22 protein-coding genes are annotated in these 21,226 nt (G+C 66.5%); 14 read left to right on the forward strand and 8 right to left on the reverse strand.

Annotated elements, in window-relative coordinates:
* Positions 1-10: 10 nt before the first annotated feature.
* A complete protein-coding gene (locus MHX64_RS04255) occupies positions 11-712 on the forward strand; it encodes an ATP-binding cassette domain-containing protein (protein WP_239355902.1) in 702 nt (233 codons plus the stop codon).
* Complete coding sequence (locus MHX64_RS04260; protein ID WP_239355900.1) at positions 709-2,124, forward strand: hypothetical protein; 1,416 nt, start codon at positions 709-711, stop codon at positions 2,122-2,124. The genes MHX64_RS04255 and MHX64_RS04260 overlap by 4 nt, the downstream gene beginning before the upstream one ends.
* A 7-nt stretch (positions 2,125-2,131) precedes the next feature.
* On the opposite strand, the gene MHX64_RS04265 is transcribed toward MHX64_RS04260, so the two are convergent.
* Positions 2,132-3,154, reverse strand: coding sequence for a hypothetical protein (locus MHX64_RS04265; RefSeq protein WP_239355899.1), 1,023 nt, complete (start codon positions 3,152-3,154; stop codon positions 2,132-2,134).
* A gap of 166 nt (positions 3,155-3,320) precedes the next feature.
* On the opposite strand from MHX64_RS04265, the gene MHX64_RS04270 reads away from it, so the two are divergent.
* Positions 3,321-4,685 carry a M20 family metallopeptidase gene (locus MHX64_RS04270; protein WP_085956857.1) on the forward strand — a complete coding sequence of 455 codons (1,365 nt, stop codon included), beginning with the start codon at positions 3,321-3,323 and terminating at the stop codon, positions 4,683-4,685.
* Here the strand turns inward: MHX64_RS04270 and MHX64_RS04275 are convergent.
* Positions 4,682-5,614 (reverse strand): 1,4-dihydroxy-2-naphthoyl-CoA synthase, encoded by a 933-nt coding sequence (locus tag MHX64_RS04275; RefSeq protein WP_085956856.1) that lies wholly within the window; start codon positions 5,612-5,614, stop codon positions 4,682-4,684. The two genes, MHX64_RS04270 and MHX64_RS04275, sit on opposite strands and share 4 nt — an antisense overlap.
* Before the next feature lie 399 nt (positions 5,615-6,013).
* Here MHX64_RS04275 and MHX64_RS04280 point away from each other — a divergent pair, with 399 nt between their 5' ends.
* The 7 genes from MHX64_RS04280 to MHX64_RS04310 all read left to right on the forward strand — a co-directional run bounded on the left by MHX64_RS04280 (position 6,014) and on the right by MHX64_RS04310 (position 12,726).
* On the forward strand, positions 6,014-6,409 hold the full coding sequence (locus MHX64_RS04280; protein ID WP_239355898.1) for a hypothetical protein: 396 nt from the start codon (positions 6,014-6,016) through the stop codon (positions 6,407-6,409).
* 57 nt (positions 6,410-6,466) lie between these two features.
* Positions 6,467-6,805 (forward strand): hypothetical protein, encoded by a 339-nt coding sequence (locus tag MHX64_RS04285; RefSeq protein WP_239355897.1) that lies wholly within the window; start codon positions 6,467-6,469, stop codon positions 6,803-6,805.
* 693 nt (positions 6,806-7,498) lie between these two features.
* Positions 7,499-8,461, forward strand: a complete 963-nt coding sequence (locus tag MHX64_RS04290) for an o-succinylbenzoate synthase (RefSeq protein ID WP_239355896.1) — start codon at positions 7,499-7,501, stop codon at positions 8,459-8,461.
* Positions 8,462-8,510: 49 nt separating this feature from the next.
* The gene (locus MHX64_RS04295; protein WP_239355895.1) at positions 8,511-10,091 is read left to right on the forward strand and encodes a DASS family sodium-coupled anion symporter; all 1,581 of its coding nucleotides are present in this window, start codon (positions 8,511-8,513) and stop codon (positions 10,089-10,091) included.
* A 68-nt stretch (positions 10,092-10,159) separates the two neighbouring features.
* Positions 10,160-10,696, forward strand: coding sequence for a hypothetical protein (locus MHX64_RS04300; protein WP_239355894.1), 537 nt, complete (start codon positions 10,160-10,162; stop codon positions 10,694-10,696).
* On the forward strand, positions 10,697-12,313 hold the full coding sequence (menD, locus tag MHX64_RS04305) for a 2-succinyl-5-enolpyruvyl-6-hydroxy-3-cyclohexene-1-carboxylic-acid synthase (RefSeq protein WP_239355893.1): 1,617 nt from the start codon (positions 10,697-10,699) through the stop codon (positions 12,311-12,313).
* Positions 12,310-12,726, forward strand: coding sequence for a DUF3592 domain-containing protein (locus tag MHX64_RS04310; protein WP_239355892.1), 417 nt, complete (start codon positions 12,310-12,312; stop codon positions 12,724-12,726). Before menD ends, MHX64_RS04310 begins: the two co-directional genes overlap by 4 nt.
* Here MHX64_RS04310 and MHX64_RS04315 read toward each other — a convergent pair.
* The gene (locus MHX64_RS04315; RefSeq protein ID WP_239355891.1) at positions 12,668-13,264 is read right to left on the reverse strand and encodes a sugar O-acetyltransferase; all 597 of its coding nucleotides are present in this window, start codon (positions 13,262-13,264) and stop codon (positions 12,668-12,670) included. The two genes, MHX64_RS04310 and MHX64_RS04315, sit on opposite strands and share 59 nt — an antisense overlap.
* Before the next feature lie 107 nt (positions 13,265-13,371).
* On the opposite strand from MHX64_RS04315, the gene MHX64_RS04320 reads away from it, so the two are divergent.
* Together MHX64_RS04320 and MHX64_RS04325 are read left to right on the forward strand one after the other, a co-directional pair.
* The gene (locus tag MHX64_RS04320; protein WP_181889758.1) at positions 13,372-14,595 is read left to right on the forward strand and encodes a glycosyltransferase family 1 protein; all 1,224 of its coding nucleotides are present in this window, start codon (positions 13,372-13,374) and stop codon (positions 14,593-14,595) included.
* A gap of 32 nt (positions 14,596-14,627) precedes the next feature.
* The gene (locus MHX64_RS04325) at positions 14,628-15,305 is read left to right on the forward strand and encodes a metal-dependent transcriptional regulator (protein ID WP_038609549.1); all 678 of its coding nucleotides are present in this window, start codon (positions 14,628-14,630) and stop codon (positions 15,303-15,305) included.
* Here MHX64_RS04325 and MHX64_RS04330 read toward each other — a convergent pair.
* From MHX64_RS04330 to MHX64_RS04345, 4 genes are read right to left on the reverse strand one after another with little or no spacing between them, the layout of a single operon-like run.
* Positions 15,206-16,129 (reverse strand): metal ABC transporter permease, encoded by a 924-nt coding sequence (locus MHX64_RS04330; RefSeq protein WP_239355890.1) that lies wholly within the window; start codon positions 16,127-16,129, stop codon positions 15,206-15,208. The two genes, MHX64_RS04325 and MHX64_RS04330, sit on opposite strands and share 100 nt — an antisense overlap.
* Positions 16,126-16,851, reverse strand: a complete 726-nt coding sequence (locus MHX64_RS04335) for a metal ABC transporter ATP-binding protein (protein WP_034997179.1) — start codon at positions 16,849-16,851, stop codon at positions 16,126-16,128. Before MHX64_RS04335 ends, MHX64_RS04330 begins: the two co-directional genes overlap by 4 nt.
* The gene (locus tag MHX64_RS04340) at positions 16,848-17,771 is read right to left on the reverse strand and encodes a metal ABC transporter substrate-binding protein (RefSeq protein WP_239355889.1); all 924 of its coding nucleotides are present in this window, start codon (positions 17,769-17,771) and stop codon (positions 16,848-16,850) included. The genes MHX64_RS04335 and MHX64_RS04340 overlap by 4 nt, the downstream gene beginning before the upstream one ends.
* Before the next feature lie 46 nt (positions 17,772-17,817).
* The gene (locus MHX64_RS04345; RefSeq protein WP_239355888.1) at positions 17,818-18,054 is read right to left on the reverse strand and encodes a hypothetical protein; all 237 of its coding nucleotides are present in this window, start codon (positions 18,052-18,054) and stop codon (positions 17,818-17,820) included.
* Positions 18,055-18,147: 93 nt separating this feature from the next.
* Between MHX64_RS04345 and MHX64_RS04350 the strand changes: the two genes are divergently transcribed.
* Positions 18,148-18,837, forward strand: a complete 690-nt coding sequence (locus tag MHX64_RS04350) for a demethylmenaquinone methyltransferase (protein WP_239355887.1) — start codon at positions 18,148-18,150, stop codon at positions 18,835-18,837.
* On the opposite strand, the gene MHX64_RS04355 is transcribed toward MHX64_RS04350, so the two are convergent.
* Positions 18,834-20,054 (reverse strand): geranylgeranyl reductase family protein, encoded by a 1,221-nt coding sequence (locus MHX64_RS04355; protein ID WP_370642063.1) that lies wholly within the window; start codon positions 20,052-20,054, stop codon positions 18,834-18,836. The genes MHX64_RS04350 and MHX64_RS04355 overlap by 4 nt on opposite strands.
* A 95-nt stretch (positions 20,055-20,149) precedes the next feature.
* On the opposite strand from MHX64_RS04355, the gene MHX64_RS04360 reads away from it, so the two are divergent.
* On the forward strand, positions 20,150-21,175 hold the full coding sequence (locus tag MHX64_RS04360) for a polyprenyl synthetase family protein (protein WP_239355885.1): 1,026 nt from the start codon (positions 20,150-20,152) through the stop codon (positions 21,173-21,175).
* Positions 21,176-21,226: the final 51 nt, after the last annotated feature.

The following is a 21,226-nucleotide window of genomic DNA, read 5'->3' on the forward strand; positions in this document are numbered from 1 at the left end:
CGATGGGGGCATGACCGATACACAACTCGCCTGCCGCGGTGTCGCAGTTTCGTTCGGCGGGCACCAGGTGCTGCGCGATATTTCACTGACAACCACTCCGGGCCGTGTCCACGCGTTGTTGGGGCCAAACGGCGCGGGGAAATCTACGCTGATGTCGGTGCTGCTCGGCCTGATCCAGCCGGACGGGGGCGAGGTGACACTAATGGGCCAGCCGTTCACCCGCGAGGCGCTGCGGCACGTGGGCGCCTCGATCAATGACCCCGCCTTCTACAGCCACCTGAGCGCGCGCAACAACCTGCGCGTGCACACGACGCTGCTCGGCCTGCCCGACTCGGAGGCGGACCGGGTGCTCCAACTCGTCGGCCTGCAGGACGCAGGCAAGAAGAAGGCAGGCACCTTCTCCACCGGAATGAAGGGCAGGTTGGCGCTGGCGCAGGCGCTCATCGGTGAGCCGGAGGTGCTCATTTTGGACGAGCCCCAAAACGGCCTCGACCCCGAGGGCATCGCCCACCTGCGCGCCTACCTGAGGGACTACGCCCGCGCCGGGCGCACTGTGCTGGTCAGCTCGCACCAGTTGGGCGAGGTGTTGCACATGGCGGACGATGCCACCGTCATTGCCGGCGGCGACGTCCGCTTCGCCGGGGAACTTGCGGAGCTGGGACCGAACCTGGAGGAATCCTTCTTCCGCTTGACCGCTGGGGGCGCGCAATGAGTCTGCTTCGCGCCGAATGGATCCGCGCCAAAGGCTCAACACTGTGGTGGCTCGCAGGAGCTGGGCTACTTCTTGGCCTGTTGCTGACTGCTTTTTCGTTGGTCGGCGATGTCGGCTCCGCGACGTCCCTGCTGTATCCCCAGGGGCTTCTGGTCACTGGCATGGCCGCTCCCGTTGCGGCGCTGTTTGCGGGACTGGCTGAAAACCGCGAGCGCGACTCCCGCGCCGGTGGCACGTTTTGGCGGCCCGTCTCTTCCACGGGCACCCGCGCCGCCCGCGTCACAGTGGTGTGGCTGGCCCTGGCCGTGTTCGTCATTTTGGACTTCGTGGTGCCCGTTGCGGCGGCGCTGGTGTTCGGCCTGGACGGCGCTGCGAAAGTCGCGCTTGTCGCTGCGTTTGTGTGGCTCGGCATGCTCGGCCCGGCAGGCCTGGCAGCCGCGGCCACCCGCCGTGTTGGGCTGTTGCCGACGCTCGTAGCCGCATTCGTGTTCACCATCGAGCTCGGGTACTTCGTGGAGCGAAGCTGGTGGTGGTGCAACCCCGGTGCCTGGCCCGCGCGCTTGGCGCTGCCCACGATGGAGATGCACTTCAACCTGTTGCCGCTGGAGGACACCTCGCCCATGGCTGGTGAGTCGCCGTTTCCTGCGCTCGCGCTCACCTTGCTTCTAGCCACGGCCGGATTCGCCGCTGCCGTGCTCACCCCGCGCCGCACGCGACCCATTTTTAGGCGCCGCACCACCCACGAAGTCGTTGCGCCCGCGCCTGCTGGGCCGGCCATGCCGAGGCCCGCGCACACCGGGTTTGTGTCCGCGTGGAAGGGGGTTGCGAGGGCGGGGCGGATGCCGTCGTTAAGCATGGTGCTTGTGCTCACCGCACTGGTGCTGCTGTTCGCCATACGTTATCCGGCGGACGTGCGCCAGGCGCTGTTCGCGTACGCGATCCTCCCGGTAGGCGCGGGCGTGTTGCCCACGCTTGTGTGGCCGCGGATCCGCCCGGCATGGGCGCTGATGCAAGTGGAGCACCCGCGAGTCGGCCTCGCGTTGATGAGCTGGTTTACCAGCATTGTTGCGCTTGTGTGCCTGCTCGCGGGCGCAGTGGCTGGGAGCGCGCGTTTTGGTGTGCTCGCCGTGATTGCCGGCACCGTCCTCACCCTCGCCGCGCTCGCCGTGACCGTGCGCTTTGGCGTGATGTGGACGCTGGCGGCGACAATCCTGGTCACGATCGTCTCTGCCACCATCGGCGGCGACGTGCTGGCGGAGTCCTTCCTGTGGATCGCCGCGGTGCCCGCCTGGCCCGTCACCGCCACCGGCCCGCGGGTGTGGGTTGCGCTCGCGGTTGGCGCAATCCTGCTAGCCGCGGTGGTGGTTGTGCTGCTCCGGGTACTGCGCGGGATGCGCCCGGTCCGGCGCTGAGCCGCGCTTAACCCGCGCGGTTGAGCGGGCCTTCCGCGTGGTAGCGCCCGGTGGGGGCGTTGTAGGTGGCGCGCTCGCGGGACTCGTTGATGGAGAAGTGCCAGGTGCCGCCGTTGTCGCAGGTGCCTTCCGTGATGTTCTCGCGGAAACCGTCCTGGATCTCTGCGCCGGCGGAGGCGTGCACCGGCTCGAGGAGACCTGCGCAGCCGAGGTCCGGGTAGGTCACCGGGATGCGGCCGCCGCGGTCGCGAGTGCCGAACTGCACACGGTAGGACTGGTCGTTGAGCTCCGGGATGTCCGAGACCTGCTTCATGGTGCCTTCCCGCGGCACGTTGAACGGGTCGGGTTGGTCCATCTCCGCCAGTTGCGCGGTGTCCGTGGTGGGGGTCCAGTGGATCAGGGTCACGTTGTCCAGTGGGTTGCCCACGACGGTCTCCTCCGGGCCGAACGCCTTGACCAGGCGGTTGCCGTGCAGCTCGAACTGGGTCGCGGTCAGCGTCGTGCCGTCCGTCTCGTACTGCGTCAGGCCCGGCTGCACGCCGGCGGTGAACACGGTGGGGTAGGACTCCGTCGAATCCACCAGGTAGTCGGTGGTGGCCGTGAGGGTGCCGTCGAAAAGCTGCAGTACGCGCACCGGTGCCGGGCCTTCCTTGCCGGCGCGCAGGAGCAGCTCGAGCTCGGTGTCGCCGTCGACATCGATGAGGTCGTAGGTGAACGTGCCGTCGAGGCCGTCCTGGTCGGCGAAGTATTGCGCCGGGTCCGCAAGTGCTGCGGCGTACGCGTCGCGCTTGTTGGGTACCGCCGACGATGGCGGGGGCGCGGGGAGGTTGTCTTCGTCCGCAACCGGCGCGACAGGGTCGGCAGCGGGATCGTCGGCGGGCGGGGTCGCAGGCTCAGCAGGGGCGGGGGCATCAGCAGGCGGTGCCGCCTCCGCGGAGGTATCGGCGGCATCAGCGGCGGTCGGGGTGTCTGGAATGTTTCCGTCGCACGCGGCCAGAGTCAGCGAGGCGGCGACGATTGTGGCTGTCATCGTTCGTCTCAACATGCCCGGAGCGTAACCCGCGGACCTTGAAGCGCCCTGAAATACCCGTACAGGTGTCTAATAGTAGCGGGGGAATTGGCTCCGACGTGGTGCGCGGGCTTTTTGTTACCGTCGGCCGAAATGTCCTTTTCGACAAGATCACTGCTGAGCACCAATGTCTACTTTCGACCCACCCGCCCGACCGACCGCCCCCTCCAGCGCGTTCTTGGAGCGCATGGATGAAGCCGTCCAGGACCGGCTCGCGGAGGCGGAGCCGGACTTTAACCTTGGGACCAGAAGCCCTGAGCACCTGCAGTCCTGGGAGGACGCGGAGGCGCGGGTGGAAAAGGTCCGCGCGGACCTCGACCACATCGTTCGCGACCTGCACGCCCACCCGGAAGAGGCGTTTGAAGAGCACCACGCGCAAGCGGTGATCGCCGGGGTTCTTGAACGCCACGGGTTCCAGGTGGAACGCGGTGCACATGGCGTATCGACGTCAGTGCGGGCCGAATGGTCCAGCGCCGATTACGACTCGACGGTGCATCCCACGGTCGCCGTGCTGGCCGAGTACGATGCGCTTCCCGGCATCGGCCACGCCTGCGGGCACAACGTCATTGCGGCCGCTGGGGTGGGGGCCTTCCTCGGTGCCGTGGGAAGCGGCAGCGGCCGGATCGTGTTCCTGGGCACCCCCGCGGAGGAGGGGCACACCGGCAAGGAGTACATGATCCGCGGCGGGATGCTGGACGGCGTCGATTGCGCGGTGATGGTCCACCCGTTTTCCTACGACCTTGTCTCCCACGTGTGGGTGGGGCGCCGCACCCTGACCGCGACGTTTACCGGCGTGCCCGCGCACGCCTCGATGCAGCCGTACATGGGGCGAAACGCCCTCGACGCGGCCACGCTCGCCTATCAAGCGTGCGGGTTGCTGCGCCAGCAGATGCCGCCTTCGGACAGGTTGCATGCAGTGCTTTCCGACGGCGGAGCCCGCGCCTCGATCATCCCCGAGACCGCCACCCTGCAGATGTACGTCCGCTCGCTCTACACCGAGACGCTGATGGACTTAAGCCAGCGCGTGGAGGACATCCTCAAAGGCGCGGCCCTGATGACGGGCACGACCGTAGATGCGCAGTGGGACGAACATCCGATGTCGCTGCCTGTCCGCAACAACGCGACGCTTGCTCGGCGGTGGGGTGCGACGCAAGCGTCACGCGGAAGAGACGTGCTTCCGGCGGGCACCCTGCCGGATTCGCAGGCCGCGTCGACCGATTTCGGCAACGTGTCCCATCTGGTTCCGGGCATCCATCCGCTGGTGAAGATCGCGCCGGAGGGCACCGCGCTGCACACCACTGATTTCGCCGCGGCGGCGATCTCGGACCAGGCGTTTGAGGGCGCGTTCGACGCCGCGGTCGGGCTGGCGCAAACCATCGCGGACATCCTCAACGACCCCCAGCTGCTCGCTGACGCGCAGGAGGAGTTCCGCCTCGCCGGCGGCGCGATCTCCGTCGAGAAGCTGCTCGCCGGCGCGGCCGAGCAGCCCTAGTAGTAGAAGGGGAATTCCTCCCAGTTCGGCGGGCGCTTCTCTAGGAAAGAGTCGCGGCCCTCGACGGCCTCGTCGGTCATGTACGCCAGGCGGGTGGCCTCGCCGGCGAAGACTTGCTGGCCCATCAGGCCGTCGTCGACCAAGTTGAACGCGAATTTCAGCATGCGCTGCGCGGTGGGGGACTTGCCGTTGATCTCGCGGGCGACCTGGATCGCCTCGTCCTCAAGCGAGGCATGCGGCGCGACGATGTTCACCGCGCCCATGCGCTGCATCTCCTCCGCAGAGTAGGTCCGGCCCAGGAAGAAGATCTCGCGGGCGAACTTCTGGCCCACCATCTTGGCAAGGTACGCCGAGCCGTAGCCGGCGTCGAAGGAGCCCACGTCCGCGTCGGTCTGCTTGAACCTGGCCTCCTCCTTCGAAGCGATGGTCATGTCGCACACCACGTGTAGCGAGTGCCCGCCGCCGGCCGCCCAACCGTTCACCACGGCGATGACCACCTTCGGCATCGTGCGGATCAAACGCTGGACCTCCAGGATGTGCAGGCGCCCGCCCTCGGCCTTCACGCGCGCTTCATCGACGGTCTCCGCCGTCTCGCCGCCCGCGTACTGGTAGCCGGAGCGGCCGCGGATGCGCTGGTCGCCGCCGGAGCAAAACGCCCAGCCGCCGTCCTTCTCGCTCGGTCCGTTGCCGGTGAGCAACACCACGCCCACCGACGGGTCGCACCGGGCGTGGTCGAGCGCCTGGTACAGCTCGTCCACGGTGTGGGGGCGAAACGCGTTGCGCACCTCGGGGCGGTCGAACGCGATGCGCACGGTGCCGTCGGCACGCGTGTCGCCCACGTGGCGGTGGTAGGTGATGTCGGTGAAATCGAAGCCCTCGACCTCGCGCCACTGGCTGGGGTCGAAGGGCTGGGCGGTGGAGTAGCTCATGCGGCTCATCCTACGTGTCGCCAATTTCACAACAGAAGTGTGGAGAAATCCGAAGTTAGGTATTGCTTACCTCAGGCGGGGGGGTAATCGTGAAAACCACGGCCTTTCCGACATCGCTCGCGTCGGTTTTTGCTTACGGCGTCACCACTGTCGTGTAAAGGGTGCGGACGATACCTTCCATCATTCTCACCCGTGCGCAAACTCACGCAATTCTCATCTACTTTAGTGCCGACTTTCAAAATCGGGTTGCGCCCGCGGGATGTGGGTTCTAGCCTCTTGGCTGGAGAACCTAAGTCGAGTGGCCGACTCTTCGGAGAGGGAGCTCGCAGTCCCTGGTTTTGGGGACAGCCCTAATTCAATGCGTGAGTATTGGATTCGCGTCGACACAAGGAGTAGTCCATGAAGAAATTGCTCGCAAGTCTCTGTGTTTCGGTGATCCTTTCCGGCGGATTTGTGACCGAAAAGGCGAATGCTAAAGACGTCACCGACTCAGATCAGATTGTAACCGTGAACAACAACAGTGACGCTGCGCGTAGCGTCTCTCCATCCGCAAAGAGCATTACAATTCGGAATGCCTCGGGAGGTGGGATCGGGGAGAAGATCGATACTCCTTCGGGGGTGCAACTCGAGTGGAGTATTGAGTCGCCCGTAGAGGAACATCAAAAGTCGTTCAGGGTAGAGGCGGATGGTCAGGTTGACCTGCATGTCGATCGGAACAGTGGCGCTCTACTCGTCCGAGTTGACGGATCTGATGTGGCGCTCATTGACGCTCCGTGGGCGCGCGACGCTGCCTGAAAGGCGCTCCCCACCCACTACGAAGTCGCTGGCGATACGTTCACCCAAGTTGTCGAGGTGAATCAACCCGACGTGGCCTATCCCATTGAAGCCGATCCCCGCGTGAATTGGGGGATTGTCAGCGGTCATATTTACTTCAGCAAGGAAGAAACTCGGCGAATGGCTGCCTCATCGGCAGCGGGGGCAGCAATTTCACCTTTCTGGGTTCTGGTTCCGCCCCCGTTCGGCGAGGTATTAGGGGCGTGGTGGGCAGACAATAGTGTTAACGTGACCGTCTGGGCAACAGCGGCGGTGGCGCAGGACAAATGTCTCGCGCTCAAAGTTGGCGCTACGGGCAGCGTTTCTCCTCCATCGTTAGGAGTAACTCCGGAACACTACACGCAGGGATGTGCTTAGCTGATGCCGATCTCTGGAGCAAATCTTCACTCTGCCAGGCTCACTAGGCGGGAGAGGGGCCTCAATCTCTCGTGGCTGGTCGCGCTGACGGTGCCCGCGTTGGGCTTGGCTTATTCGTGCATTACCAATGCACAGTCTGCAGCTGAATATTGTTGGGGCATCTCCGCAGCCGTAATTGTGTTTGGAGCCCTCTTCTATTTGGTTCCCAGGTATTCCCGCACGAAGCCCAGGCGATTTCTGCCCAGTTCCTTTGCTCCATTGTTTGCGGCGTACATCCCCGGTGTCATCGGGTTTTGGCAGGGGGGACTTTCTGCGGCTTCCTTGCTCTATCCGATTCTTCTCTACGCATTCGTTGCAGGCAGCGGGCGTCTCTATAAATGGGCTGAGGATGCCGCGCCGTAATCAATTGTTATGGGGCGTGTACGCGAGGGCCTTCACGATGTCGCAGGTTATTCCAACTGTGCTGACCTCGACGGAATCACTGAAAGGACCCATAGTGTTATGTTGCCTGCCGTTGGTCCCTGCGCGAGATCGAAGGGCTGGGCGGTGGAGTACAGCATGGGGTAATCGTACTCACGGACATTTCTAGTCAGGCGGCTTTGCTTTGATGGGCAGTGTCCTGCGAACTGGCCGATGCGCCTGCTTTATAACTCTTTATAACTACCCCAACCTATAAAGAGGTATAAAGCACCCATGCTGCCTTCCGCCGACGAAATCCTCGAGCGCGCCCACGTCGTCGCCCTGCCCATGGCCGTGAAATTCCGCGGCGTGACCACCCGCGAGGCCCTGCTCATCGACGGCCCCGCCGGCTGGGGCGAATTCTCCCCGTTCACCGAATACGGCCCGCAGGAGTCCGCCGCCTGGCTCGCGTCCGGCATCGAAGCCGCGTTCACGGGCCTGCCAGAAGCGCACGGGGAAGTCGAGGTCAACGGCACCATCCCGGCCGTGGAGGACGTCGAGCCGGTGCTCGCGCGCTACCCCGGCGTCACCACCTTCAAAATCAAGGTCGCCGAGAAGGGGCAGACGCTTGACGACGACCTCCGGCGCGTCGCCGCCGTCCGCAAGCTTCGCCCCGACGCGACACTGCGCGTGGACGCCAACCGCGGCTGGAGCGTCGACGAGGCCGTCGAGGCCGCCGAGAAGCTGGGGGAGCTGGAATACATCGAGCAGCCCTGCGCCACCGTGGAGGAACTCGCGGAGGTTCGACGGCGCACCAAGACACCGATTGCGGCGGACGAGTCCATCCGACGCGCCGCCGACCCGTACCGTGTGGCCGAGCTCGGGGCGGCTGATGTGGCGGTGTGCAAGGTCGCGCCGTTAGGTGGCGTCGATAGGCTTCTGCGGATTGCCCGCGACCTGCGTCTCGGTGTGACCGTGGCCAGCGCGCTGGACACCGCCGTCGGCATGGACGCGGGGCTTATCGCCGCCAAGCTCGCCGGCTCGCGCGCGGCGGGGCTGGCCACGCAGCGGCTGTTTGTCGAAGACGTCGCCGAGCCGCGCGAGATCGTGCGCGGGCGTATGGCCGTTTCCCGCACTACCCCCGATCCGGACAGGCTGCACGCGCTGCGTGCGCCCGCCGAGCGCCGCGACTGGTGGTTCGACCGCGTCCGCGCCTGCGTAGACGTACTGCGGCAAGACCCCCGAATCCGGGTGTAATTCCGGAAACGGGTGTGTGGGATAGGGGGTGTCCGCTACTCTTTCGCCCATGTCGACTCCCGTGACCCACGAATCCGCCGCACTTTCAGACGGCGACCTCGCCAAAGCGCCCGAACCCGGCGAGTGGCGCCGCCAGCTCATCGGCCTGATCACCGGTGTGGTGCTGGCCGTGCTCGTCTACATCTTCTTCCCCTCTGGCGCGGCGGAGACCGTCGCGCAGTCCTCCGGCGCGAAGGAGGGCGTGGAGTACTCCGCGGACACCATGCGCATCGTCGCCGCCACCACCGTGCTCATGGGCGCGTGGTGGATGACCGAGGCGATCCCGCTAGCCGCCACCGCGCTGCTGCCCATTGCCGTGTTCCCGCTGGCGGGTGTCGCGCCGTTTAAGGACGTCTCCTCGCCGTACGCCTCCGCGACGATCTTTTTGTTCATGGGCGGCTTCCTCATGGCGCTGGGCCTGCAGCGCTGGAACCTGCACCGCCGCCTGGCGCTGATGGTGGTCAAGGTGGTGGGCACCAGCCCGAAGCGCATCATCTTAGGCTTCATGCTCGCCACCGGCTTTATGTCCATGTGGGTGTCCAACACCGCAACCGCCGTGGTGATGCTGCCTATCGGCACCTCCGTGCTCATGCTCACCGCGGACACCGTCGGCGGGATGAAAAACCAGAAGAAGTTCGCTACCGCGCTCATGCTGGCGATCGCGTACTCGGCGTCGATTGGCTCGCTGGCAACGCTCATCGGCACCCCGCCGAACGCGCTGCTGAAGGGCTACATGGAAGAGGCTCACGGCATCGTCATCGGTTTCGGCGAGTGGATGCTGGTGGGCCTGCCGGTGGCCGTGGTGTTCACCTTCATCGCCTGGTGGGTGCTCATCACCGTGTTCAAGCCTGAGGTGGACACCATCCCGGGCGGGCGCGAGCTCATCGACGCCGAGCTGAAAAAGCTCGGCCCCTGGACCTTCCCCCAGGTCGCAGTCGGTGTGATTTTCCTCGTGGCCGCATTGGCGTGGATCTTCATCCCGCTTGGCCGCAGCCAGTTCGGCTGGGACTTCCCGTACGACGACGCGATTGTGGGCATTATCGCCGGCCTGCTCATGTTCATCGTGCCCGGCACCGCCAACGGCAAGCGCCTGTTGGACTGGGAGACGGCCAACGAGATGCCGTGGGACGTGCTGCTGCTGTTCGGCGGCGGGCTTTCCCTGTCCGGCATGTTCACCGCCACCGGTCTGTCCCTGTGGATCGGTGAGAAGGCGAAGGGCTTGTCGTCGCTGCCGATGTTCCTGCTCATCCTCGCCGTCGCCGCGCTTGTGCTGATTTTGACGGAGCTGACGTCCAACACCGCCACCGCCGCGACGTTCCTGCCGATCATGGGCGGCGTGGCAGTGGGCATCGGGCTTACCGACGCCACGGAGATGAACGTCATGTTGCTCGCCATCCCGGTGGCACTGTCCGCCACCTGCGCGTTCATGCTGCCGGTGGCGACCCCGCCGAACGCGATCGCGTACTCCTCCGGCTACGTCACCATGGGCGAGATGATCAAGGGCGGCGTCTGGCTCAACGCCATCGCCATGGTGCTGATCACGCTGGCGACATACTTCATCGCGGTGCCCGTGTTCGGGCTCGTGCTGTAAAGCTTCTATAGCCCGACACTTCCGCGCCCCGTCAAGAGCATTTGGCGGGGCGCGCTAGTGTATTTCGCATGGATAACGAGACGAGACAGTACGGCCCCCAGGGTGGCGAGCCGCGCCGCGAGCGGCCCCGGCAGTACTTCCCGGACCAGTCCCAAAACCAGTACCAGCAACAGGCGCAGCCGCGCTACGAGGAGCACTACGCCCAGCCACAGTACGAGTACGAACAGCCGTACTACGACAATGGTTACGAGCCGGAGCCGGAGAAAGGCACCTCGGCGGGCGCGATCGCACTTGGCGTGTTCGCGGCGTTGAGCTTCATCGCGGCGGTGGTGCTGGCCGTGCTGTGGCGCGGCGCGGCGGCGGAGGCGGACAAGCCGCCGGTGACGGAGACCAGCACGGTTACCCAGACCACCACGGAAACGAAGACGGAGACCACCACCAAGTTCCCGTCCATTTTCCGGGACCGGGACAACCCCACCGCCACGCTGGAGCCGATGGAGCCTGCGCCGGATCCGAACGAGATCGAGCGCGAGATCCGCGACGGCGCCCGCGACATTCTGGACCAGCTGCGCGGCGGCGCGGACGAGTACCTACAGGAGCAGTAGATGGCAGCTATGGAGATTGCGGCGGCGGTGGCGGAGCTCGTCGCGAAGCATTGCACCGATGTGGTCATGAGCCCGGGCTCGCGCAACTCGCCGCTGGCCTACGCGCTTTTGGCGCGCCGCGACGTGACGGTGCACATGCGTATCGACGAGCGCTCCGCCGCCTTCACCGCCCTCGGCCTCGCACGGGTGCAGCGCCGGCACGTCGGCGTGGTGATGACCTCCGGCACCGCCGTGGCCAACGCGTACCCGGCGGTGATTGAGGCGCACATGTCGCACACCCCGCTCGCGGTGATCAGCGCGGACCGCCCGGAGCGCCTCGTCGGCACAGGCGCGTCGCAGACCATCTGGCAGCAGGGCATCTTCGGCCGTTACGCCGAAACGCAGCAGGTGCAATCGCTTGACGACGTCCACGCGGCCTCCTTTGCCACCCCCCAGGTCCACATCAACGTGGCCCTGGACACCCCGCTCGTGCCGGAGCAGCTGCCGGAACCGGTGGGGCAGCCGCGCCGGGTCGGGCCGGGCGCCCTCGAGGGCTCGCGCGGCTGGGAGGATCACGGCGTCGTGGACGTGGACCTGACCCGCAACACCCTGGTCATTGCCGGCGACGAGGCCTGGGAGGTGCCGGGGCTGGAGCACGTGCCCACCATCGCTGAGCCGACCGCGCCCACGCCGTTCCACCAGGTGCACCCGCTGGCCGCGCGATTTTTCGCCCAGTCCGAGGTGGCCATCTCCCACGACGGGGGCGACTTCGCTGCCGACACCAAGCCGGAGCAGGTCATCGTGGTGGGCCACCCGACGCTGCACCGCGACGTGATGGCGTTGTTGGCGGACCCGGACATCGAGGTCGTCGGCATCTCGCGCACCGAGACGTTCACCGGGCAGCCGGATAAGCGCGGCTCGCGGGTCAACGCCACCGGCCAGCCCACGGACACGTGGCTGAAGATCTGCGAGGCCGCCGGCGACGTCGGCGCCGAAACCGTGCGCCAAGCGCTCACGGAAGACGAGTTCGGGTTCACCGGTCTGCACGTCGCCGCCGCGGTGTGCGACACCCTCGGTGTCGGCGACACGCTGGTGCTCGGCTCGTCCAACCCGGTGCGCGACGCGTCGTTCGTGGGCATGCCCTTCGACGGCGTGGACACCTATTCCGCCCGGGGTGCTGCGGGCATCGACGGCACCGTCTCCCAGGCCGTCGGCGTGGCCCTTGCCACCCAGGCGCTGCGCCCGGACGAGATCCGCGCCCCGCGCACCGTCGCGCTCATGGGGGATTTGACCTTCCTCCACGACGCCAACGGCCTGCTCATCGGGCCCGACGAGCCGCGCCCGGGCAACCTCACCATCGTGGTGGCCAACGACGACGGCGGCGGCATCTTCGAAGCCCTCGAGCCGGGTGCGGATCACCTCCGCGGCGCGTTTGAGCGGGTCTTCGGCACGCCGCACGGCGCGGACATCGAGCAGCTGGCGGAAGCGTACGGCGCCGACTACCGGCGCGCCGACACCCTCGCCGAGCTCAACGAGGTGCTGCTGGAGCTCGAGGCGCAGCCGAACCCGATCACCGTCGTGGAGGCCGCCACCACACGCACCACCCGCCGAGCGTTGGCGGCGCGCCTGAACCGATGAGGTGGCGCCGCCGCGCGCACCAGGTGGTGCTCGCGCTCTACGCCTTTGCCACCCTCGGCAGCGTGGCCATGGTCGCAGGTCCCGCGCTCAACGACGCCCGCATCCAGGCCAACCCCGGCCGCGGCACCGCGATAGTCACCGAAGCCGGGCGCATGCGCACCTTTGTGGAGTACCAGACCGAAGACGGCCAGCTGGTCTCCCCGCCGCGCGGGCTGTTGTACCCGACCGGCCTGGGGGAGGGGCAGCAGGTGTGGGTGACCTACGACAAAACCGACCCTGACCTGGTCAAGGTGGAAGGCCGCGGCTGGGCGCTGGCGCTTCTGCCTGCGCTGTCGACGTGGGCGGTGGCCACGCTCATCGCGGCCGGGGCGTGGTTTGCTGTTGGGCGTTGGGGGCCGGAGGAACGTCGATAAGCTCTCGCTTCCGCGCCGCCGGCACCCCCGCGGCCAAGGTGTCGCTGGGGACGTCGCGCGTGACCACCGACCCCGCGGCCACCACCACACGGTCGCCGATGCTCACACCCGGCATCACCATCGCGCCCGCGCCGAACCAGCAATCCTCGCCGATAGTGATCGGGCGGGCGCGCTCCCACCCCTGCGCCCGGCGGGCGTGATCCGTCACCGGGTGCTCCACGGTGATGAGCTGGCAGCCGGGGCCGAACAGCGTCCTCGCGCCGATGTTTATGTCTGCCAGGTCCAGGATGACGCAGTTGAAGTTGAGGAAACATCCCGGGCCGAATTCGGTGTTGGCGCCGAGCTCCACGTACAGCGGGGCGAACACCTCGGGCAGCTCGCCCTGCGGGAAAATCTCCCGCAGCAGCTCGGCCGAGCGTTGTGGATCCGTCAGGGCAGGGCCGTTGAGCTCGCGCAGCGCGCGGCACACCTCGGCGCTGCAGGCGCTTGGCTCCTCGCCGCCCGGCAAGTACCAGCGGCCGGACCGGATATGGGCCATGTCATAGGTTGTGCTCCATGGGCCCCAACGTAGCGTTTGCGAAAATTCACGCGCCGTTTAACTGCGGTTGGGCGGTGGTTCGCCTGGGTGTGCAAAAGTATGTGGCTATGCGAGTGGGAATCGTGGCGGAGTCTTTCCTCCCCAACGTCAACGGAGTGACCAATTCGGTGCTGCGCGTGCTCGAGCACCTCAAGCGCGAAGGCCACGAGGCGATGGTCGTCGCACCCGGCGCGCGCGACTTTCAGGACGAGATCCCGGACTACCTCGGTTTCGAGATCGTCCGCGTGCCTACCGTCATGGTCCCGCTGGTGGATTCGCTGCCGATCGGCGTGCCCACCTCCACCGTCGCCGCGGCGCTGTCCGGGTTCAAGCCGGACATCATCCACCTGGCTAGCCCGTTCGTCCTCGGCGGGGCGGGCGCGTTCGCGGCGCGCCAGCTCGGCGTGCCGGCGGTGGCGCTGTACCAGACGGACGTCGCCGGCTTCGCCACCAAGTACCACCTGCCCATGGTGGCGAATTTGGCGTGGGACTGGACGCGCACGATTCACAATATGAGCGAGATGACGCTGGCGCCGTCGTCGAGCTACATCCGCATGCTCGAGTCCCACGGCATCAAAAACGTGCGCCACTGGGGCCGCGGCGTGGACACCGAGCTGTTCAATCCGGCAAAGCGCTCCGACGTGCTGCGCCGCATGTGGGATCCCACGGGCGAGAAGAAGATCGTCGGCTTCGTGGGCAGGTTGGCCGCGGAGAAGTCGGTGCACCGCCTTGCCCCGCTTGTCGACGACCCTGCGGTCCAACTCGTCATCGTCGGCGACGGCCCGGAGCGGGATTGCCTTGCCGAGACCCTGCCTTCCGCCGTGTTCACCGGCGCGCTGTCCGGCGAGGAGCTCGCCCGCGCCTACGCGTCGCTGGACCTGTTCGTGCACACCGGCGAGTTTGAGACGTTCTGCCAGGCCATCCAGGAGGCGCAGGCCTCGGGCGTGCCGACGATCGGCCCGCGCGCCGGCGGCCCCATCGACCTGATTAAGCACGGAGACAACGGCCTGCTGCTTGAGGTGGACACCTTCGAAGACGAGCTGCCGGACGCCGCGCGCTGGATCCTCGACGACGTCCGCCACGCCACCCTGCAGGCCGCCGCCCGCGAGTCCGTGGCCGACAAGACCTGGGCCGCACTCGGCGACCAGCTGCTGGGTTACTACACCGAGGTGCTGGACTCCTACGAGCGCAAGGTGGTCAGCCTGTTCGGCCGCGACGTGGCCCTGCCGCGCTGGGCACCGGCACGCCTAGGCCAATCCCGCAGGCAAGCGCGGCGCGGCGACACCGCGTAGGCGCATGCGCGCCGCCAAGTAGAGTGGCGAGCATGTCCGTCGGCGACCTGTCCACCAGCACCCAGAACTACCTCAAAGGCATCTGGGCGCTTTCGGAGTGGTCAGATACGCCGGTGACGCCGTCGTCAGTGGCCAAGCACCTTGGACTGCGCAAATCCACCGTCTCCGACGGGGTGCGCAAACTCGGCGAGCAGGGCCTGGTGGAACATAAGCCCTACGGCGCCGTCGAGCTGACCGACACAGGCCGCACGTACGCGGTGGCGATGATCCGCCGCCACCGCCTGATTGAAACGTTTTTGGTGGAGGCGTTGGGCTACACCTGGGACCAGGTGCACGACGAGGCCGAAAACCTCGAACACTCGGTGAGCGACTTTATGGTCGACCGCATCGACGCGTTTTTGGACTACCCCAGCCGCGACCCCCACGGTGACCCCATCCCCTCAGCCAGCGGGCGTGTTGATGCCCCCGAGGCCGTCCCACTGACCGGCGTGCAGCCGGGGCAGAAGGCCACGATTGAACGCATTGCCGACGACGACCCGAAACTGCTGCAATTCTTCGACAGTCACGGGCTCGTCGTCGGCGCAACCCTCGAGGTGGGAGAGGGTGCCCCTTACTCCGGCGCGGTCGCGGTCCGGCTTGCCGGCGCGGCGGAGGCGGTGCCGCTCGGCGAGGAAGCCACGGATTCCGTCTTCGTGCGCGTGGATGCGTAACGACGACCCCGCAGCACCCCATGCGGGCCGAACAGGTACACCACACCAAACACCACACCTTGGGCGAGCACGATCATGCCGCCAGAGGCCGTGTCCAGGTAGTAGGAGCAGTACAGGCCCACAATCGCACACGCCGCCGACATGGTCGGGGCGATGATCAGCATCGTGCCGAATTTGTTGGTGAGCAGGTAGGCGGTCGCACCCGGGATGATCAGCATCGCCACCACCAGGATCACGCCAACGGCCTGGAGTGCCACCACTGACGTCAGCGCCAGCAGTGCCAGCAGGGCCGCACCGAGCAGGCGCGGATTCAACCCAATCGCGTGTGCATGGGTGGGATCGAACGCGTAGAGGGTGAAGTCGCGCCGCTTGAGCACCAGCGCGCTCAACACGATCGCTCCCAGGATGGCCACCTGCAGCAGGTCCCCACGGGACACACCAAGCAGATTGCCGAAGATGATGTGGTTCAGATCCGTGTGCGAAGGGGTTACCGAAATGAGCACGAGCCCCAGCGCGAACATGGTGGTGAACACAATGCCAATGGCCGCATCCTCCTTCACCCGGGACGTATCGCGCACCAGCCCGATCAGTGCCACCGCAAGGAACCCGAACACCACCGCGCCGACGGCAAACGGCACGCCCAGAATGTAGGCCAGCACCACGCCGGGCAGGACAGCGTGGCTTACCGCATCGCCCATCAGCGACCAGCCAACCAACACCAGCCAGCACGACAACAGCGCGCAGACAATCGACGCCACCAGCGAGGTCGCAAGCGCACGCATCATGAACTCGTACCCAAACGGCTCCGTAAGCAGCGCAATCATGCTGACACCCCCATACCGAAGCCCTGTACCAAATTGTCCGGCTCTAACACCACTTCAGTCGGGGCGTGCATCAACACCCGGCGGTTCAACAGCACTGTCTCCGGCGCGAGCTGGGGCAAGGCAACCAGGTCGTGCGTCACCACAAAAATAGTGGTGCCTTCTGCCGCGAGGTCACGCAGCAGCTCAGTGATGGTGGCCTCGGAATGTTTGTCCACGCCGGCGAAGGGTTCGTCGAGAAGCATGATGCTCGCACCCTGAGCGATACCGCGGGCGATGAAGGCACGCTTCTTCTGGCCACCCGAAAGCTGACCGATCTGGCGGTCTGCGAACGACTCAAGGTGGGTGCGCTCAAGCGCGCGATCCACAGCCGCAATGTCCTCCGCACGCGCGTGGCGGGTAAAGCCCATGTGGCCGTAGCGGCCCATCATGACCACATCACGCACTGTGACCGGGAACTGCCAGTCCACGTCCTCGCTCTGCGGGACGTAGCCCAGCACCTGCGTCTTGCGGGCGCGCATGGGGTCGATGCCGTTGATACGAACCGTGCCGCGATCCGGCTTGACCAACCCCATGATCGCCTTGAGTAGCGTGGATTTGCCCGCGCCGTTCATCCCGATCAGCCCACAGATACGGCCTGGTTGGACGCTCAAAGTTGCGCCGTCGAGCGCGACGACGTCGCCGTAGCGCACCGCAACATCGTCAACCGCGATTGCGGGGATCACTGCTTGCCCCCGTTCAAACCGTCGATGATCACCTTCGTGTCGTGGCGAATCAGATCCAGGTAGGTCGGCACCGGACCGTTTTCCTCAGAAAGCGAATCGACGTAGAGGGTGCCGCCGTACTCCGCGCCGGTGGCCTTCACGACCTGCATCATCGGCGCGTTAGAGACCGTGGATTCACAGAACACAGACGGGACGTTGTTTTCCTTCACAAACTCGATCGCGCCGGCGATCTGCTGCGGGGTGGCTTCCTGCTCAGCGTTGACCGGCCAGATGTAGCGCTCGGTCAACTTCGCGTCGCGAGCCAGATAGGAGAACGCACCTTCGCAGGTGACCAAGGCGCGCTGCTTGTCGGGGACAGCGGCGAGCTTGGTTTCCAGCTCGTCTTGCACAGCCTGCAGTTCCTGCTTGTATGTTTCGCCGTTGGCCTTGAAATCATCGGCGTGCTCCGGGTCGAGTTCGCTGAACGCGTCGACGATGTTGTCCACGTACTTCTGCACGTTCACCGGACTCATCCAGGCGTGCGGGTTGGGCTTGCCGGCGTAGGCGTCCTCCGCGATGTCGATCGGGTCGACACCTTCGCTGACCACGGCGTGGGGCACGTCCAGGTCGGCGACGAACTGGGAGAACCAGTTTTCCAGGTTCATGCCGTTGTCCAGGATCAGGTCGGCGTCGGAGGCGCGCGAGATGTCGCCCGGGGTGGGCTCGTAGCCGTGGATTTCCGCGCCGGGTTTGGTGATGGACTCCACCCGCAGGTGGTCGCCGGCGACGTTCGAAGCGATGTCCTGGATCACCGTGAACGTGGTGAGTACCACGGGGGTGTCTTTGCCGCCTGCGGCGTCGGTGCTGTCCTGCGAACAGCCTGCCAGGCCGGCGGCTAGCGCAGCCGTGGCGGCGAGTGCGAGCACCTTGGATTTCAGCATGTTGGTCCTTTTCTTTCCGTGTTCTTCTGTGTTCTTTTCCGTGCGGTTAGAGAAGCGGCGGCGGGCCGACGCGGTGGGACGTGGCAATGAATCGGTCGAGCTTTTCCGGGGATTCGTCGCGCAGGTAGACGGCGAGCAGCCGCATCAGGTTGAGCGTGACGTCTTCCGGGTTGGCGCTCGAGCGCACGAGCCGCGCGGACGCGAGGTAGTCGCCTTCGCGTGCGGTCTCGAACAATGCGATGGCTTCGAGCCATGCGCCCATGTTGGAGTCATCAAGTCCCATACCGGCGAATAATAAAGTTCGGCGCGCCGAACTTGCAAGTGTTGAGTTGTCGTACGGCCTCCGTTTGTGGGTGGCAAAGTAGACTTGCGCACCATGGCCAAAGCGGATCTGGAGAAAAAGCCCTTCGACGTCGCGGGGATGTTCGACGATGTCGGCGCGAAGTACGATACGACGAACACCGTGCTGTCGTTCGGCTTGGACAAGTACTGGCGACGTCGCACCCGCGAGCGCCTGGACTTAAAGCCCGGCGAGCTCGTGCTCGATCTGGCCGCCGGCACCGCCGTGTCCACCGTGGAGCTGGGCAAGTCCGGCGCGTGGGTGGTGGCCTGCGACTTTTCCCAGGGCATGCTCGCCGCCGGCAAGGACCGCGACGTGCCCAAGGTCGTCGGCGACGCGATGCACCTGCCGTTCGCCGACGAGACCTTCGACGCGGTGACCATCTCCTACGGCCTGCGCAACGTCCACGACTTCGAGGCGGGCCTGCGCGAGATGGCGCGCGTGACCAAGCCGGGCGGGCGTCTGGCCGTCAACGAGTTCTCCACCCCCGTGGTGCCGGGTTTCCGCACCCTGTACAAGGAGTACCTGCCGCTGGCGGTGCCAGCGCTGGCGAAGCTGTTTTCCTCCAACGCGGAGGCCTACGAGTACCTCGCCGAATCCATCCGCGCCTGGCCGGGCCAGGAGGAGCTCGCCGCGGCGATCAACGCCAACGGTTGGGCCGATGCTGGCTGGCAGAACCTCACCGGCGGTATTGTCGCGCTGCACAGCGCGGTCAAGCCTGCCTAGCGCACGTCCCAAAGCGGCTGGTCGCCCGACACCGCCCGCGCGCCCTTACCGGCCATACGCCACAGCCTTGCGACGAGGTCCGTGTCCTCCTCAGCCACGAGGTTGCCCATCAGCCGCGCCGCCACCGGCATGAGGTAACGCCCGCCCAGCCCGCGCAGCGCCACCGGTCCCGCCAGCGGCAAAAACTGCGGGTAGGTGAGCAGACGCGCCAGGGTGCGGGCCAGGGTGAACGCCTCGCCGTAGTGCTCGCGCAGAAGCGCCGGCCACGCGAGCGTCAGGTCGCCGCCGCCTGCGATCAGCTCGACGGCGGCGACCGCCGTTTCCAGTCCGTAGTCGATGCCCTCGCCGTTGAGCGGGTTCACGCACGCCGCCGCGTCGCCGATCAGCGCCCAGTTCGGGCCCGCCACGTTGGACACCGCCCCGCCCATCGGCAGCAGCGCCGAGGCCACGGCCTGTTCTGGGCCGAGCTGCCACGCCTCGCGCTGCTGCGAGGCGTACAGGGCGAGCAGCTTCTTCGTGTTCACCTTCGCCGGGCGCGCGTCCGTGGACAGTGCGCCGCAGCCGAGGTTCACGGTGCCGTCGCCGAGTGGGAAGATCCAGCCGTAGCCGGGCTGGATCACCCCGTCGGCGTCGCGGAGCTCCACGTGCGAGTGCATCCACGGCTCGTCCGCATACGGAGACGTGCAGTAGGAGCGCGCCGCGATACCGTAGACCTGCCCGCGGTGCCACGTACGCCCCAGCAGCTTGCCGAAGGGGGAGCGCACCCCGTCCGCGACAATCACCCAGCGGGCGCGGACCACCCCCTGCTCGGTCTCCACCGCGCTGATCGCGGAACCGCTGAAACGCACCCCCGTCGCGGCGCAGTTGTGGCGGACGGTGGCGCCGGCGAGCGAAGCTTCGTCGACAAGCATCGCGTCGAATCTCGCGCGCGGGGACGCGGACCCCTCGCCGCGCGGCCACGGCGCGACCACATCGCCGCCGAAGCCGTGCAGCTTCAGCCCTTTGTTGCGGTACGCGGGCACCTCCAGCCCCAGGCGCACAAGCGTATCGACGGCGCGCGGCGTGAGCCCGTCCCCGCAGGTTTTGTCGCGGCGGGGGGATTGCGCGTCGAGAAGCAGGGTGCTCATGCCGGCCCTTTGCGCGGCGATCGCGGCGGCGGAACCCGCAGGGCCTGCGCCCACAACGACGAGGTCGAACAACTCACTCACGCGCCACATTCTGCCAGCGCCACCCGCAAGTGCACCCGGCGGGGTAATTGGGCTACGGTTAGTGCGTTACACATGGGCCCATCCAACCTGCAAGGACGTTATCTATGACGTACGGCACCACTCCGTCACCGCGCCACGGATTCAACCTGGACCTGGGCGACGACGCGCTCAACACCCGGCTCAACACCGGGCTCGAAGCGGTGGAGGAGCTGCTGATTACGGAACTTTCCCGCGGGGAGAGCTTCCTCACCGACAAAGTCACCCACCTGGCCAAAGCCGGCGGCAAACGCTTCCGCCCCATGATGGCGCTGCTGTGCAGCGAGTTCGGGCCGAACCCCGGCGCTGAGAACGTCATCCGCGGCGCCGCGGCGACCGAGATGGTGCACCTAGCCACGCTCTACCACGACGACGTCATGGACGAAGCCGAGCGCCGCCGCGGCGTGGAATCCGCCAACACCCGTTGGACCAACACCGTGGCCATCCTCGCCGGCGACATCCTGTTCGCCCACGCGTCGCGGCAGATGAGCCTGATGGACCTGGACACCGTGGCCCACTTCGCGGACACCTTCTCCGAGCTGGTCACCGGCCAGATGCGCGAAACCGTCGGCGCGGACGGCACGGGCGCGGCGGACCCGGTGGAGCACTACCTGAAGGTCATCGAGGAAAAGACCGGTGTGCTCATCTCCTCCGCCGCCTACCTGGGCGCGCGCCACGCCGGCGCCTCCGACGAGGTGGTGGAGCGCTGCTCCCGCATCGGCGACGCGGTGGGCATGATCTTCCAGATCGTCGACGACATCATCGACATCTTCTCCGACCCCGAGCAGTCCGGGAAGACCCCCGGCACCGACCTGCGCGAGGGTGTGTTCACCCTGCCGGTGCTCTACGCGCTGAAGGAGGACTCGCCCGCCGGCGAGGAGCTGCGCGGCCTGCTCACCGGCCCGCTCACCGACGACGCCGACGTCGCCCGCGCCCTGGAACTCCTCGGCCAAACCCGCGGGCGCGAGCGCGCCCTGGAGACGGTGCGCGGCTACGTGGAGACAGTGGAGCGCGAACTCGACGCCCTGCCGGAAGGCCCCGCCCGCGAAGCGCTTCGCACCATGACCCGCATGACCGTCGAACGGGTCGGTTAACCTGCCGATTTGCACCGATCGCGGGAGCGTGTTGTAGAGTAAATCCCGCAC

It is taken from the genome of Corynebacterium sp. ACRPZ, assembly GCF_022346205.1.
Taxonomy (GTDB): domain Bacteria; phylum Actinomycetota; class Actinomycetes; order Mycobacteriales; family Mycobacteriaceae; genus Corynebacterium; species Corynebacterium lehmanniae.

Excerpts from the sequence above, each read along its gene's own strand:
- MHX64_RS04260 (WP_239355900.1), top strand. The coding sequence starts at position 709 with ATGAGTCTGCTTCGCGCCGAATGGATCCGCGCCAAAGGCTCAACACTG.
- MHX64_RS04315 (WP_239355891.1), bottom strand. The coding sequence starts at position 13,264 with ATGGCCCATATCCGGTCCGGCCGCTGGTACTTGCCGGGCGGCGAGGAG.
- MHX64_RS04295 (WP_239355895.1), top strand. The coding sequence starts at position 8,511 with ATGTCGACTCCCGTGACCCACGAATCCGCCGCACTTTCAGACGGCGAC.
- MHX64_RS04310 (WP_239355892.1), top strand. The coding sequence starts at position 12,310 with ATGAGGTGGCGCCGCCGCGCGCACCAGGTGGTGCTCGCGCTCTACGCC.
- MHX64_RS04350 (WP_239355887.1), top strand. The coding sequence starts at position 18,148 with ATGGCCAAAGCGGATCTGGAGAAAAAGCCCTTCGACGTCGCGGGGATG.
- MHX64_RS04345 (WP_239355888.1), bottom strand. The coding sequence starts at position 18,054 with ATGGGACTTGATGACTCCAACATGGGCGCATGGCTCGAAGCCATCGCA.
- MHX64_RS04280 (WP_239355898.1), top strand. The coding sequence starts at position 6,014 with ATGAAGAAATTGCTCGCAAGTCTCTGTGTTTCGGTGATCCTTTCCGGC.
- MHX64_RS04320 (WP_181889758.1), top strand. The coding sequence starts at position 13,372 with ATGCGAGTGGGAATCGTGGCGGAGTCTTTCCTCCCCAACGTCAACGGA.
- MHX64_RS04325 (WP_038609549.1), top strand. The coding sequence starts at position 14,628 with ATGTCCGTCGGCGACCTGTCCACCAGCACCCAGAACTACCTCAAAGGC.
- MHX64_RS04275 (WP_085956856.1), bottom strand. The coding sequence starts at position 5,614 with ATGAGCTACTCCACCGCCCAGCCCTTCGACCCCAGCCAGTGGCGCGAG.
- MHX64_RS04330 (WP_239355890.1), bottom strand. The coding sequence starts at position 16,129 with ATGATTGCGCTGCTTACGGAGCCGTTTGGGTACGAGTTCATGATGCGT.
- MHX64_RS04270 (WP_085956857.1), top strand. The coding sequence starts at position 3,321 with ATGTCTACTTTCGACCCACCCGCCCGACCGACCGCCCCCTCCAGCGCG.
- MHX64_RS04360 (WP_239355885.1), top strand. The coding sequence starts at position 20,150 with ATGACGTACGGCACCACTCCGTCACCGCGCCACGGATTCAACCTGGAC.
- MHX64_RS04290 (WP_239355896.1), top strand. The coding sequence starts at position 7,499 with ATGCTGCCTTCCGCCGACGAAATCCTCGAGCGCGCCCACGTCGTCGCC.
- menD (WP_239355893.1), top strand. The coding sequence starts at position 10,697 with ATGGCAGCTATGGAGATTGCGGCGGCGGTGGCGGAGCTCGTCGCGAAG.
- MHX64_RS04255 (WP_239355902.1), top strand. The coding sequence starts at position 11 with ATGACCGATACACAACTCGCCTGCCGCGGTGTCGCAGTTTCGTTCGGC.
- MHX64_RS04355 (WP_370642063.1), bottom strand. The coding sequence starts at position 20,054 with ATGTGGCGCGTGAGTGAGTTGTTCGACCTCGTCGTTGTGGGCGCAGGC.
- MHX64_RS04340 (WP_239355889.1), bottom strand. The coding sequence starts at position 17,771 with ATGCTGAAATCCAAGGTGCTCGCACTCGCCGCCACGGCTGCGCTAGCC.
- MHX64_RS04300 (WP_239355894.1), top strand. The coding sequence starts at position 10,160 with ATGGATAACGAGACGAGACAGTACGGCCCCCAGGGTGGCGAGCCGCGC.
- MHX64_RS04265 (WP_239355899.1), bottom strand. The coding sequence starts at position 3,154 with ATGACAGCCACAATCGTCGCCGCCTCGCTGACTCTGGCCGCGTGCGAC.